The sequence below is a fragment of the Cytobacillus sp. MT66 genome (assembly GCF_058792595.1).
This window is the reverse complement of record NZ_JBXAFB010000003.1, coordinates 280,397-294,749: the sequence shown is the minus strand read 5'-3', so window position 1 is coordinate 294,749 and position 14,353 is coordinate 280,397. Positions and strand designations below refer to the sequence as shown.

General features: G+C 42.7%; 10 protein-coding genes. All 10 read left to right on the top strand.

Going from position 1 to position 14,353, the window contains the following annotated elements; genetic code table 11:
• Nucleotides 1–47: 47 nt before the first annotated feature.
• Nucleotides 48–2,438 (top strand): DUF8725 domain-containing protein, encoded by a 2,391-nt coding sequence (locus tag AC1Q59_RS07400; protein ID WP_492365153.1) that lies wholly within the window; start codon nt 48–50, stop codon nt 2,436–2,438.
• A complete protein-coding gene (locus AC1Q59_RS07395; RefSeq protein WP_492365152.1) occupies nt 2,435–3,364 on the top strand; it encodes an ABC transporter ATP-binding protein in 930 nt (309 codons plus the stop codon). Before AC1Q59_RS07400 ends, AC1Q59_RS07395 begins: the two co-directional genes overlap by 4 nt.
• Nucleotides 3,361–4,206: an ABC transporter permease gene (locus tag AC1Q59_RS07390; RefSeq protein ID WP_492365151.1), complete on the top strand. Its 846-nt coding sequence runs from the start codon at nt 3,361–3,363 to the stop codon at nt 4,204–4,206. Before AC1Q59_RS07395 ends, AC1Q59_RS07390 begins: the two co-directional genes overlap by 4 nt.
• A 13-nt stretch (nt 4,207–4,219) precedes the next feature.
• Nucleotides 4,220–5,788, top strand: coding sequence for a DUF8809 domain-containing protein (locus AC1Q59_RS07385; RefSeq protein WP_492365150.1), 1,569 nt, complete (start codon nt 4,220–4,222; stop codon nt 5,786–5,788).
• A gap of 6 nt (nt 5,789–5,794) precedes the next feature.
• Nucleotides 5,795–6,802, top strand: a complete 1,008-nt coding sequence (locus AC1Q59_RS07380; protein ID WP_492365149.1) for an AAA family ATPase — start codon at nt 5,795–5,797, stop codon at nt 6,800–6,802.
• Nucleotides 6,799–7,665, top strand: a complete 867-nt coding sequence (locus AC1Q59_RS07375) for a DUF58 domain-containing protein (RefSeq protein ID WP_492365148.1) — start codon at nt 6,799–6,801, stop codon at nt 7,663–7,665. Before AC1Q59_RS07380 ends, AC1Q59_RS07375 begins: the two co-directional genes overlap by 4 nt.
• A gap of 9 nt (nt 7,666–7,674) precedes the next feature.
• The gene (locus AC1Q59_RS07370; RefSeq protein WP_492365147.1) at nt 7,675–9,444 is read left to right on the top strand and encodes a vWA domain-containing protein; all 1,770 of its coding nucleotides are present in this window, start codon (nt 7,675–7,677) and stop codon (nt 9,442–9,444) included.
• Nucleotides 9,428–12,208 carry a VWA domain-containing protein gene (locus AC1Q59_RS07365; RefSeq protein ID WP_492365146.1) on the top strand — a complete coding sequence of 927 codons (2,781 nt, stop codon included), beginning with the start codon at nt 9,428–9,430 and terminating at the stop codon, nt 12,206–12,208. The genes AC1Q59_RS07370 and AC1Q59_RS07365 overlap by 17 nt, the downstream gene beginning before the upstream one ends.
• Before the next feature lie 184 nt (nt 12,209–12,392).
• Nucleotides 12,393–12,725 (top strand): putative DNA-binding protein, encoded by a 333-nt coding sequence (locus AC1Q59_RS07360; protein ID WP_492365145.1) that lies wholly within the window; start codon nt 12,393–12,395, stop codon nt 12,723–12,725.
• A gap of 11 nt (nt 12,726–12,736) precedes the next feature.
• Nucleotides 12,737–14,089, top strand: coding sequence for a signal recognition particle protein (ffh, locus tag AC1Q59_RS07355; RefSeq protein ID WP_492365144.1), 1,353 nt, complete (start codon nt 12,737–12,739; stop codon nt 14,087–14,089).
• Nucleotides 14,090–14,353 lie beyond the last annotated feature (264 nt).

Here is a 14,353-nt window from a genome sequence, read left to right as displayed (position 1 = left end):
ATATTTTTCGTCTTATTAGTAAGAACCAATTATTGGGGGAGAGACACATGCATAGAAGAAATAGAAAGTTTTACCTGGCCATTCTCGTCTGTTTGCTTTTTATGGCATTCACAGGGTTTAAGACGGTTCAGGCTCAGGAAAAACAGATAGACGTAACAATCGAAGAAGGTTTCAATGGAAAAATAAAGATGGGGAAAGGGTTCCCGTTATTTGTAAAGATGAAAAATAATGGCGAAGATTTCAGCGGGAGCTTGCTGGTCAATTTTAATCCATCATGGAATTCGGGCGGAACTTTGGCGATAAATATTGAATTGCCTGCAGGCAGCACGAAAACATATCAGATTGCTATGCCTGGGCTAACTGACGATAATCCTTCAGCCTATCAAAATGAACCATCGATTTTTCTTTATAAAGGAGATTGGCGGGACAATAAGAGTGTAGAGTTTTCTGGTGAAAACCGGCTGAAACCGAAATTTATTGATTTCAATGAAAAGATTATTGGCGTCCTCAGTGAAAAATATGACCGCCTCCGCGAGCTGAGAGTACTCCCATCCATGCCTGCACAAATGATTGAATTGAAAAAGGAAGAAATGCCAAAACAATCACTTGGGCTGGAAATGCTCGATTATATCATTATTGATGAGTATGGGGTTTCTCAATTAGACGAAGACCAGCAGCAGGCGTTAATAGCCTGGATAAAAAATGGCGGGGTGCTTATTGCGGGAGGATCGCCTAATGGATCTCAGGGATATGACTCACTCTACTCTTTGCTGCCGATGAAAATGGATCAAGAGTCACTGGGGACATCAGACTTTTTGCTTGGCATCAATCAAGCAAAGCCAGATTTCAAAAACATTCAATTATTTACTGGTGACATCGAAAAAGGCAGCAAAGTTCTAGAAAAGAGCGGAGATACATCTGCAGCGGTCATGAAAAATTACGGGAATGGCGTTATCCTGCAAACAGGCTTTTCCCTTGGCGATGAACCGCTGTCATCATGGAATGGTTACAGCTATTGGTTTTCAAGATTCATTGATCAAGCAAAGCCTTTAGTAATGGATACAGGAAATTATGGGCCAGATTTCTATGGCTCCATGTATTGGGAATTCGTTGAAACCAATGAATATTTTCCAGCCAGCAATTTTTCTGTTGGCGGATTAATTGGGCTATTAGCAGGCTACATCATTATTATCGTTCCTGTGCTCTATCTGGTACTAAGGAAACTGGATAAAAGGGAACATTCCTGGTGGATCATCCCATCCCTTTCCATTATCATGGCAGCCATTGTGTTTGGCATTGGTGCTAAGGACAGAATTTCTAATCCGCAGCTGAACCAAATGGGTGTCTATACGCTAAATCAGAACCAATTAACAGGACTGCATGCGACAACTCTGTTGTCAAATAAAAGCGGCGAGTATACGCTGTCAGTGCCAAATGACCAATTTACTGCAGTGACAAGCTCACAGAATCGTCCAGCAACTGATCCGCAAAGGGGATCAGTTTATACAGATAAAAGAAAATCAGCCGAAATCGTCTTTCCTGATGTTGGCTACTGGGCATCAAAGACCATCTATGGGAAAGCGGGTAAGATGACTGAGGGCGGCTTTGCAGCAGACTTGACTCTAAAGAATAATCAGCTGTCAGGGACCATTATAAATAATTTCAACTATGATTTTGAGGAAATCTTTATTTGGTCAGGCAATGAAAAAGTGAAAATAGGACCATTGAATAAAGGCGAAAAAATTAATGTGGATAAAACAATGAAACAGATTTTTCTTACCAGTCCCGTTCAATCAGGCTTTGGATATATGCCTAATGGGCAAAACGCAGATTTAGAAGAGATGCGCAAGGACCGGCTTGTCTATGCCTCATCCATGTATTTATTGAATGGTAATGGAATAGATCGCGGGCCGCTCATTGCTGGGTTCACCAAGGATTCGGTCATTGACGTGAAAATGGCAGAGCAAGAAGCTAAACAGCATAACACAAATCTCATCCTTGCACCTTTTACTGCCAAACATGAATTATCAGGTTCCTTCACGCTGAAAAATGAGATGCTTGATTCGGATGTGAAAGTCATTACGGGAAATATTTATGAAAAGGGGATAAATGGATCTGTTCGTGAAATGGCACTTGATGATGGGGAGTATGAGTATAGCGTCAAATTGCCAAAACAGCTGGCTTCCCGGGATTATACACTCAATGAGCTTTCTATACGGACAAATAGCCAGTCATTTATTCAGTATTCCTTGTTTAATTATGAGACAAAACAGTGGGAGTCCATTGATCAAAAGAGCTATGGGCTGACCAGCAGTGATTCTATTAAACCATTTATATCAAAAGAAGGAGAGCTTCTTATCAAACTGGTGAAAAATGCGCAAGGAAATCCGCAGGTTCAGCTGCCGGCAATCACGATCAAAGGAGAGGTGTCACCATGATTGAAATCATAGATTTAACAAAACGCTACGGACATTTCACAGCTCTTGATTCCCTTAGTCTGCAAATTGATAAGGGTACCGTTTTTGGATTTGTCGGGCAAAATGGCGCAGGAAAGTCAACGACATTTTCCATCCTGGCTACACTATTGGCTCCAACTTCCGGAACGGCATATATAAATGGCTATAATATCCAGAAAGAGCCGAAAATGGTCAGAAAACAGCTTGGCTATATGCCAGACTTTTTTGGTGTATATGACCAGCTCAAAACAAGTGAATATCTTCATTTTTACGGAGCGAGCTATGGGATTCCTTTCCATGAAAGGGAGCAGCTGATTCCCCAATTGCTCGATCTTGTTAACTTATCACACAAGAAAGATTCCTATGTTGATCTGCTTTCAAGGGGAATGAAGCAGCGTCTGTGCTTAGCAAGATGTCTCATTCATGACCCTGAAGTCTTGATCCTTGACGAACCTGCGTCAGGGCTTGATCCAAGAGCAAGGGTGGAGATGCGAGAAATTTTAAAGGAACTTAAGGAAATGGGCAAAACCATTCTGATCTCTTCACATATCCTGCCAGAGCTTGCGGAAATGTGCGATATTATCGGCATTATCGATCAGGGAAAACTTGTTGCCCAGGGGTCTGTTTCAGATATCCAGGCACAATTGCGCGGTGAAAGGCTTATCATTGTCAAAACAAATGATGAAGCAGCAGCGGCAGCAGCCTTTTTCGAGGATGATCATAATGTTTCTAAATTAACCATTGCAAAAGACTCGCTGACATTTATCTATAAAGGCACTGACCAGGAACAAATGGAATTATTGAAAAAGGCTATATTAAAGGGCTTGCCGATTAAAAGCTTTGCTGAAGAAGAAAGCGATCTTGAGGATGTCTTTATGGAAATTACGAAAGGAGTGGAGCTGCAATGAAGAATTTTATCATAAATCCGGTTTTAAATAAGGAATTTAAACTTCGCTTCCGTTCTTTTAAAAGCTTCCTCGGCCTTCTCTTTTATTTGCTTGCTGTTGGCTTAATAATCGTAGGGTTCATATTTATTGAATCCTTGTCCAATATGCAGGGATTTTTTAAGCCGGATCAAAGCAGACAGGTGTTTATTGTTCTTTCCTTCCTGCAGCTGGCTTTAATTCTATTTATAACCCCTGGACTGACAGCGGGGGTCATCAGCAGCGAGCGTGAAAGGCAGACATTAAATATGATGCTGACAACGACACAAAGCTCAGCAAGCATCATCTTGAGCAAATTAATTTCATCTCTTTCCTATTTGCTCTTATTAATCATTGCCAGCCTGCCGCTGTACAGCTTTGTATTTTTATTCGGGGGAATCTCGCCGGGACAGGTTCTGACGACAATGGGATTTTATATTTTTACGATGATCGTTTTTGGGAGTCTTGGGGTGCTTTTTTCAGCATTGATCAGGAAGACGATCGTTTCGATGGTAACAACCTATGGGGTCACACTATTCTTAGCAGGAGGAACAGCCTTTTTAACGTTGATTTTGCTGCAGCTGTCCTATCAATTTCATCAAACGCCAAATCCGCCGACAAGTCCGTTTCCCTATTTTACGGCGATGCTGAATCCGGTAATCATACTATTAAGCATGTTTGAACCTGAGGCGACAAATGAAATAACAAATAGAACAGGCATTGAATTTCCGCTATGGGCTTCCTACCTTATTTCCTATTCTGTCATCTTTATTGGAGCTATTCTCTTAAGTATTAAAAAGCTTCGCCCAAATATGAAAAAAGGGTAAGGGAATGAATGGCATGAACGATCGACAACAATTTGTGAAATTGCTAAAGCCTGTACAAAGGCAGCTTTTTATTCAGCATATGATAAGTGAGCTCCAGCTTCTGCTTGTTGTAGCAGGAGCTGCAGCCTTTCTTTTCACGCTGACAGCCCGTTTTATTGTGATTCCGTTTCTAACCAATTATATAGTCAGCCAATTTGTGCTAATCGCCCTATTTTTTGTTTATCGCATAGGGATGAAACGTCCGAAGATGCTTGAGGCGGTTTCTGTCTACAATTCATATGTTCCGGATGACCGGGTGACAACAGCTTACCGTTTTTTAGATTCCAAGGAGCCGCTTAGCGCCCTGCAGCTGGCCGATGCGTTAACGCATATGAAACAAGTAAGGGACAAAGTGTATAAGAGGAAAAAGCGATTGGTTTATCCTAAATATTTGCTGTCCTTCATCGCTTGTGCAGCTGCGCTTGCTGTCTTATTTAACGTGCCTAATGAAACAATGGAACAGGCTAAGCAGCGTGAAAAGGAGATAAAAATCGTTAAAGATACCGAGAAAGAAATCGAGAAGCAAATCAAGAAAGAAAAGGAACCTGAAGCGAAAAAGGCGTTAGAAGAAGCAAAGGAAAAAATGGCTGATAGAAAATCTGCTGAAGAAGCTTTAAAGGAACTGGCTAAGCAAAAGAAGGAACTTGAATTAAAAGCATTAAAGGAAAAAGAAAAGCAAACAGCACTGAAGAGTTGGCAATCAGGGTTAAACAAGAGCGGCTTGAATGCTCTTGAACAATTATTGGATAAAAAAGATTTAGCAGCAATACAGGAGGAGCTCGAAAAGTTAAATAATCAATGGAATGAATTAAGCGAGGAGCAAAAGAAAGCGTTAGCTCAATTCTCAGAAAACGATAGCCAGCTTTCAGAAGAAGAGATGGAACAGCTTCTTGCAAAAATTGAAGAGGCATTAAAGTCAGAGGAGTTTCTGCAGCAGCTGGCAGCGGCACAGCAAGCCTTGCAAAATGCTGGATTAGCCATGCAAAATCAAATGGCATCTAATGGGATGCCACCGGGACAGATTGCATTTGCACCGCCAGGACAATCGCCTTCTTCCGGTTCAAATAGTAATGGACAGCAGGGGAATGGGTCTCCATCATCGGGCAATAATACTGGCAGCCAAAATGGCCAGGGCAAGCCCGGGAATGGATCTGGTTCAGGAAATGGTTCGGGCAGCGGTTCTGGCTCAGGCAGCGGCTCCGGCTCAGGCAGCGGAATGGGTTCTGGATCAGGTTCAGGATCTGGAACTGGCGGTTTAGGAGCGGGAACTGGCCAAGGATCAAGAGAACTATTGACCATACCAGAGCATATGCAGGGGCAGGAGAATATTGAAAATGATAACGGAAGCCTTGGTGAAGGCGGATCGATTCAGCAGTCGGATGGAAATGGCCCCATTTTAAGAGGAAACATTAGACCGTACAGCGAAGTGTATCAAGAATATGAAAAGGCTTATAGGCAGGGGACGGAACGTTATCAGCTGCCGGCTGATCTTGAGGAAATCGTTAAAAATTACTTTACAAATATTGATCCCAATGAGGAGTGAAGACAGATGTCAGCAACTGCAGAAAAGGAACGCGAATTCCAAGAAGCAGCAGAAGCAATAGAAAGGATAAAAAGAGAAATCCAAACCTTTATTGTCGGCCAGGATGAAGTGATTGACCAAGTGCTCTGGAGTATTTTAGCCGGAGGGCATGTCCTGCTGGAAGGTTTGCCAGGCTTGGGAAAAACGATGCTTATTAAAACGATATCTGAATGTCTGGATCTAGAGTTCTCAAGAATTCAATTTACTCCGGATTTAATGCCCTCCGATATAACAGGAACGATGCTTCTGCAGCCGGATGAATCGGGAAGACAGAAGTTTGTTTTTCATAAAGGACCTCTGTTTGCCAATATTGTGCTGGCAGATGAGATTAACCGGGCAACACCAAAGACACAAAGTGCCCTGCTCGAAGCGATGGGGGAAAAAACCGTAACAATAATGGGAGAAACAAAAGAAATGGCAAAGCCTTTCTTTGTGCTTGCCACACAAAACCCCATTGATATGGAAGGGACCTATCCGCTTCCGGAAGCGCAGACAGACCGCTTTGTTTGCAAAGTTCTTGTTGAATATCCATCTAAAGAAGAATTAAAAGAAATTGTCCTTAGAACAACAGGCGCAAAAACAATCGAATTGCAAAAATCAGCTGAACTTGCCCAAGTGCTTGCTTATCAAAAACTTGCTAAGGAAATTCTTGTCTCAGAAGACATGCTTGATTTTGCCATTAATTTAATTGCTTCTACACACCCTGAATCTGAGGATGCACCAGAGATTGTGAAGAATTATGTCCAATATGGAAGCGGTCCGCGCGGACTGCAAAGCTTAATCAGCTTGGCAAAAGCAAGGGCCCTGAGCCTGGGAAGATATCATATATCAATAGGCGATCTTAAACGAGTGGCAAAGCCCGTTTTAAGACATCGCCTGATTTTAAACTTTGAAGCTGAGGCAAACGGAATGACAGCCGATTCAATTATTGATGGGCTGTTGAACGGCACAGGGGCAGGAGTTCGGAACGAATGAGCAGCCACCAAGCACTCTTAAGCAAATTGCAGAAAAAGAAATTACTAGTGAAGGCAAGAAATACTGGGATGCAGAAAGGGTCACGGCAATCGAAGCGTATTGGCTCATCCCTGGAATTTTCCGATTATCGAATCTATCAGCCCGGTGATGATATCAGGCAAATCGATTGGAATGTTTATGGAAGGACACAAAAGCATTATATTAAACGATTCTTGGATGAGCGGGAGCTGTCCATTTCGATCTATCTTGATGGCAGTTCATCTATGCGAAAGAGTCCGGCAAAATGGGAGCTTGCTAAGCTCATTGCTGCCTCCTTAAGCTATATTGTCCTGAATAATGAGGATCGGCTGCATTTCTTTTCTGTTTCCTCATCAGGGGTTTATCCTGTCAAAAGAAAAGGATCCGTATATGGAAAAAGGACATTTATGGAGATTATCAATCTTAATCAGGAAGCAAAAACAGGTGAATTCATGAAAAGCCTAAGCGGCGTCATTCGTAAAGGTGCCCAGCTTTCGATTATTGTAACCGATGGATTAGAAAGATTAGAAGAAATAGAGAGTCTGTTTAAAAAGATAGCTGCCTTTCGCCGGGAGATCTGGCTGATTCAGGTTCTGAGCGAGGACGAACTTTCCCCCTCTTATTCTGGTGATGTGAAGCTTGTTGACAGTGAAACAGACACGGCTGTTAATGTCAGCATGAATCCAAAGCTTATTGCAGACTACAAATTTCGTTTAACAGAACATAACCGGAAGCTTAAGGACATATGCCGAAAAGTCGGCGGGCAATATTTGCTCGTCAGTGATGCCCGTGATGTGCAGTCAATTATTTTTCATGATTTTCCAAAGCACCGGTTAACCAATTGAGGTGAGGCAATGCAGTTTTTACATCCATTTTATTTTCTGTTAAGCATTTTTATCGCTGTTTTTATCTTATTCTACTTTTTCCGAAAGCAATATGAGGAGAAAATTGTCTCTGCCAATTTTTTATGGGAACAAGCCTTAAATGAATGGCAGGCATCCCCTTGCTTAAAGAAGCTTCAGCAAAATCTTCTGTTTTGGCTGCAGCTGATTGCGCTCCTGCTGTTAATGCTGGCCCTTGTACGCCCATTTTGGGTTGAGGATGTTCTTAAGGGAGAGCACATTATTATGATTATCGATTCTTCCGCCACGATGTCGGCCGCATATGAGAATTCAACCCGGTTTGCTGAGGCAAAGAAGGAAGCACTCGAGCTTGCGGATAAACTTGGCGGCCAGGAGGTTACTTTGATCAAGACAGGAGAAAAACCAGAAATTCTCTCCAGCCGGGAAAGCGATCCACAAACAATCAAACGTGCACTTGAAGAGGTTTCTTTATCGTATAAACATGAAGAAATGAACGATGCGCTGAATTTGGCATCCTCTCTTTCTGCAGGCAAGGAAGCGGCTGTTTATATTTTTTCTGATACTGTAACCGAAAAGCAGGTAAAAGAAAATTTTAAGGAACAGTATGTGGAGGTTCATAATATTGGAGAGGAACTCGAAAATCTTTCTCTTCTTACATTTGGAACTGCACCTGTGGATGGGAGTATAGCAGGTATTGCAGTCGTTGAAAATCAAGGAAAAACAAAACAAGATGCAGAGATTAGAATTAGCAGTGAAAATGAAATTCTGTTTAAGAAGACAATCTCTATCGCAAGTGGGGAGCAGTATGTCCTGCAAATTCCTTCACTGCCGGAAAAACCCTATTATGAAGCGGAAATTGCAGTCGAGGATGGGTATAAAGCAGACAATACATTAAGTTCGATTTTTACAAATGCCAACCCGCCCGTGTACTCACTTGGAAATATAAATACTTTTGCTGTACGCGGATTACAAAATGCTGGGGTTGAAATGCTGCAGACAGAAGCAGGGGCATCCGTACAGGACTTGGATGGGGTTGTTGTCGCTGAAAATATCCCTTTAACTGAATTGCCAAAAACTGCGCTGCTTGTATTTAATCATTCAGAAGAAAAGATTCAGCTGACAGAAAAGCTGCAGGCTAAGGACGATCCATTGCTGCAGTATGTTAATTTTGAGAAGGTTTTTATCCAATCGGCATCTAAGGAAATAGAAGGGGATTGGGACACGCTGCTCTCAAGCGGGAATATTCCTCTCATCCAAAAGGGAACGTGGAATGGAAAACCTATCATTATTCTAAACTTTTCTTTAGCAGATTCAGATTGGCCGCTTCAGCCGGGATTTCCTATATTCCTCTATAATTCTTTTCAATGGCTGTCTCAATCCGCTGATTTCCTGGGCTATTTTGCGCCTGGAGAAGAGAAGTGGCTGAATATTGGCCAGGGTAATGGCAGATGGGAAATTTTCAATCGAAATGATCAAAATTTGTATACTCTTGATTTAACAAAGGAAAGCTTTAGGGCACCGTTAAAGCCTGGCATTTATCAAGCAGTTTCTGAGAACGAAATCGTCTATTTTTCGGTCCAATTGGATGATCGTGAGAAACAGGCGAATGTTCAGCAGGCTTTTAAAATAAACAGCGGGCAATCTGGAGAAAGCGGCCGCATTCAAACGCCAAATGATAAGCTCTGGTTTATCTTAGCGCTTATTGCTTTAGCAATTATTGCCATGGAATGGGAGGTTTTTCGTCGTGGGCATAGAATTTAAGTATCCCATTCTCGCATTATTATTTATTCCGGCGCTATTTTTGATCTATCTATTTTTAAAGCAGGCAAAAAAAATCCAGGATTCCTGGTGGCTGGCTGGAATAAGGATGGCCATTTTTGCACTCATCATTTTTGCCTTAATGATTCCGCAAATGCTGCTGCCTGTCAACGGTGAAACCGTGGTCTTTCTTGTTGACCGTTCAGCCAGCGTAGAAAATCTCGATGATGCAGCATTAGAATGGATTGAGAATAGTGTTTCGGGCAAAGGCGCAGATGATCAATATGCTATTGCTGCTTTTGGAGAAAACGCTGCATTAGAGCAGCCTATCACAAATGGAAAAAATCCGATTACCCAATTTATCTCTAATATAAGCAATTCAGAGACAAGCCTTGAAGGCGGCATTCAATTTGCCTCTTCGTTAATCCCGAATCATTCAAGCGGCCGAATCGTTCTTATGTCTGACGGAAATGAAACGCTTGGCGAGGCGCGTGCTGCAGCTGGTCTATTAAAAAATAGGAAAATTGATCTTGATTATGTTTTATTAAAAAACGATCGGCGAGAGGATCTGTCGATCGAAGAATTAAAAGTGCCCTCAACGCTTTATGAGGGAGAAGAGGCACCTGTAACGATTACGATTGCCAGTAATTCAGAGAAACAGGCCGTTGTTAGACTATCTGTTAATAACCTTGAGATCCTGAAAGAAACGGTCCATGTGAAAGAAGGAAAAAATGTTTATACCTTTGCACATCAAGCGCGTGAATCTGGCCTCTCTGTCTACAAGGCTGAGATAGCCGCGGAAAATGATGCCTTTATAGAAAACAATATTTTGCACTCGATTGTGAATGTATTGGGCACTCCGAAAGTCTTGATTGTTCAAGGAGCGGATGGAGGAAATCTTTCTTCGATAATAGAAGATACAGGAGTTGAAATAGAAACGATTTCCCCTGATAAGCTGCCAACCGCTCTATCGAGTTTTATCCAATATCAGTCCATCGTTTTTAATAATGTACCAGCTACCGTTGTGTCAGAAAACCAAATGAATATGATTGAAAAAGCGGTGAAGGAATTTGGTACAGGATTTGTTATGACAGGTGGAGATGAAAGCTTCGGACTTGGAGGCTATTTCAAAACGCCAATAGAAAAATTGCTACCTGTTGATATGGATATTAAAGGGAAAAAGGAACTGCCATCGCTTGGCCTTGTGATTGTAATGGACCGCTCGGGCAGTATGGCAGGCAGCAAGCTTGAGCTGGCAAAAGAAGCTGCGGCAAGGTCTGTAGAATTATTGCGGGAAGAAGATACACTTGGGTTTATCGCATTTGATGACAGGCCTTGGGTCATTGTTGAAACAGCTCCATTAAAAGATAAAAAAGAAGCTGCCGATAATATCCGCTCTGTTGCCCCTGGCGGAGGGACGGAAATCTACTCATCGCTGGAGCTAGCTTATCAAGAGCTGGAGGATTTGAAGCTGCAGAGAAAGCATATTATTCTGCTCACCGATGGGCAGGCCCCTGGCGGTGATTATGAAGGGCTTATTGAATCCGGAAAGGAAAAAAATATTACTTTATCAACGGTTGCACTCGGCAGTGACGCGGACCGTGCGCTTTTAGAGGACCTCGCGGCAATGGGAACAGGCCGTTTTTATGATGTGACAGATTCATCCGTCATTCCAAGTATCCTTTCACGTGAAACGGTCATGGCTACAAGAACATATATTGAGGATTCCCCGTTTTATCCGCGAATTGCCAATGATCCTGATTGGTCTTCGTTTTTTTCTAAGGGGGTTCCGCAAATGAATGCCTATATTGCTGTAACGCCAAAGACACGGGCAAATGTGCCGATTTTAAGCGAAAAAGATGATCCCGTTCTAGCAGAGTGGCAATATGGAATGGGGCATACGATTGCTTTCACATCTGATCTTTCAGGGAAATGGTCAGGCGATTGGGCCCGCTGGAATCAATGGCCAAATTTTATTAATCAGCTTATTACAAAGACGCTTCCTCAGTATGAAAGTGAACCATATCGAATGTCTTTACGTAAGGAAAAGGGCAATCCCGTATTAACTTTGGAATCGATTGCCAATAAATCACTTCCAATGGAAGCCGTTCTTGTTTCCGAAAATGGCGAAGAGATCAGCACAAACACAAGGCTTACTGCACCTGGAAAATATGAGATAAGCCTGCCAAACCGCTCGGGGATGTTTTTCCTAAGTGTCAAGCAAACCGGCGGGGATGGGAGCGTCCGGACTTATCAGTCGGGCTTTACCATTCCATATTCCGATGAGTATTTATTAAGCGGACAAAATGAAGAACTGCTTAAAGAGCTTTCGAAAATGACCGGAGGAAAGGGTCAGCTGTCCGATGAAAAAGACGCTTTTCGGCCATTAAGCAGCAGAGCCTATACAAAACAGCCTATCAGCCAGTGGCTTCTCATGGCAGCATTCTTGCTCTTCTTTGCCGAAATAGCGATTAGGCGCTTTAATCTTCTATCGATGTTCCGTTCAAAAATGGGACCGAAGCTCCGGAAAAAGTCCAAAGAAAAGACGGAAACGAGGACAATTGAAAAAGCAAACTCCTCCAAGCCGAAAGCTGCTGTTCCAAAGAAAGAAGTCACTCAGGATCAGACAGAGACGGTGAAGCAAACGGAAGAAAACAAAGATAAAAAGCGAAAAAAAACATACAAGCCAAAGGATACCCCTATCACTGCAGAAGAACGTGCGGAAAGAATGAAGCGGCTGCTTGATGCAAAGAAGCGAAAGAACTAGTCATTAAACTGGTGGAGCAAAGACCTGGTTGGGCCCATGAAGGACAAAATGATACGATTTTTCGTGTAAAATGTCCTTCATCGGGGCTATTCAGAATATTGTCAAGATGTTTTCTTGACATGTCTTATAGTTCTAGGTAAACTATGTTTTGTAAAGGGTTTTCACTTAACAAGGGGGAGTAGAGATGCTAGAAAAGACGACGAGAATGAATTTTCTCTATGATTTCTACCAATCACTGCTGACTCCGAAACAGAGCAGCTATATGTCCCTCTATTACCTGGATGATTATTCTCTAGGGGAGATTGCCGAGGAGTATGAAGTCAGCCGCCAAGCGGTATATGACAATATTAAGCGCACTGAGGCAATGCTTGAGGAATATGAGGAAAAGCTGTTATTATTTCAAAAATTTCAAGAGCGAAGCAAACTGATAGCAGAAATTAAAAACCTTCTTAATGAGAATGCCGGGCAAAACCAGGCTATTATTAAGGCGATAAATGAGCTTGAGAAATTAGATTAGGAGGCGGCAAGATGGCGTTTGAAGGATTAGCCGACCGACTGCAGAATACGATCCAGAAGATCCGCGGCAAGGGGAAAATCAACGAAGCGGATGTCAAAGAAATGATGCGTGAGGTTCGTCTAGCACTATTAGAAGCGGACGTTAACTTTAAGGTCGTCAAAGAGTTTGTTAAAAAAGTAAGTGAACGAGCTGTCGGCCAAGAAGTCTTAAAAAGCTTAACTCCAGGACAGCAGGTTATTAAGGTTGTTAAAGAAGAATTGACCGAGCTGATGGGCGGGGAGCAAAGCAAAATTGCTGTCTCTAATCGTCCGCCGACCGTGATTATGATGGTAGGCTTGCAGGGGGCCGGTAAAACAACAACCACTGGTAAGCTTGCTAATCTGCTTCGGAAAAAATATAACCGAAGCCCCATGCTTGTAGCGGCGGATATTTACCGCCCGGCTGCCATAAAGCAGCTTGAAACATTAGGCAAGCAGCTGAGTATGCCTGTATTTTCCCTTGGAGATCAGGTAAGCCCTGTGGAAATTGCCAGACAGGCGATTGCAAAGGCTAAAGAAGATCATAATGACTATGTTCTTATTGATACAGCCGGCCGCTTGCATGTCGATGAAGCATTAATGGACGAGCTGAAGCAAATCAAAGAAATCACCAAACCGGATGAGATTTTTCTTGTCGTTGATGCGATGACTGGTCAGGACGCTGTAAATGTGGCACAGAGCTTTAATGATTTGCTGGGCTTGACAGGTGTCGTTTTAACCAAGCTTGATGGTGATACCCGTGGCGGTGCGGCATTATCTATCCGCTCTGTAACAGATACGCCAATCAAGTTTGTCGGTCTTGGCGAAAAGCTTGATGCACTTGAGGCATTCCATCCAGAGCGCATGGCTTCAAGGATTTTGGGAATGGGTGACGTTCTTACTCTCATTGAAAAAGCCCAGGCTAATGTAGATGAGGAAAAGGCGAAGGAAATCCAGCAGAAAATGCGGACAGCTTCCCTGACCTTTGATGACTTCCTGGATCAGCTGGGGCAGGTCCGAAATATGGGACCGCTTGATGAGCTTCTGAAAATGCTTCCAGGTGCAAACAAAATAAAGGGCCTGAACAATCTTCAAATTGATGATAAACAGATTAACCAAGTGGAAGCCATTATCCGTTCGATGACCAAAACGGAAAAAGCAAACCCTGAAATCATCAATTCAAGCCGCCGCAAGCGGATTGCCAAAGGAAGCGGCACAACCGTTCCAGAAGTCAATCGCTTGCTGAAGCAATTTGAAGAAATGAAAAAAATGATGAAGCAAATGTCAGGCATGCAGCAAAAGGGAAAGAAAAAAGGCGGATTCAAATTTCCGTTTAATCCTTTCTAAAAGGTTGGCTTTGTATAAAGCCAATTAGCTTTACAATCCAGTTGATTGTAGCGGAAGGCACGTAGACTCCTGGGGGATCAGCGTTGAAGTGAGACGTGAGCAGGAGCGCAAGCGACGAGGAGGCTCACAAAACGCCCCCCGGAAAGCGAAGTGCCTGGAGCGGAGATCAACGGCTTAATCTTTAAAAAATTCACCTGTAAAGAAAAAACACTTTACAAACTATTTATCAATCTGTTATTATTCTATCTTGTGTGAAACTATTCG

Coding starts and splice junctions, on each gene's coding strand:
- AC1Q59_RS07385 (WP_492365150.1), top strand. CDS start 4,220: ATGAACGATCGACAACAATTTGTGAAATTGCTAAAGCCTGTACAAAGG.
- AC1Q59_RS07370 (WP_492365147.1), top strand. CDS start 7,675: ATGCAGTTTTTACATCCATTTTATTTTCTGTTAAGCATTTTTATCGCT.
- AC1Q59_RS07375 (WP_492365148.1), top strand. CDS start 6,799: ATGAGCAGCCACCAAGCACTCTTAAGCAAATTGCAGAAAAAGAAATTA.
- ffh (WP_492365144.1), top strand. CDS start 12,737: ATGGCGTTTGAAGGATTAGCCGACCGACTGCAGAATACGATCCAGAAG.
- AC1Q59_RS07360 (WP_492365145.1), top strand. CDS start 12,393: ATGCTAGAAAAGACGACGAGAATGAATTTTCTCTATGATTTCTACCAA.
- AC1Q59_RS07395 (WP_492365152.1), top strand. CDS start 2,435: ATGATTGAAATCATAGATTTAACAAAACGCTACGGACATTTCACAGCT.
- AC1Q59_RS07400 (WP_492365153.1), top strand. CDS start 48: ATGCATAGAAGAAATAGAAAGTTTTACCTGGCCATTCTCGTCTGTTTG.
- AC1Q59_RS07380 (WP_492365149.1), top strand. CDS start 5,795: ATGTCAGCAACTGCAGAAAAGGAACGCGAATTCCAAGAAGCAGCAGAA.
- AC1Q59_RS07390 (WP_492365151.1), top strand. CDS start 3,361: ATGAAGAATTTTATCATAAATCCGGTTTTAAATAAGGAATTTAAACTT.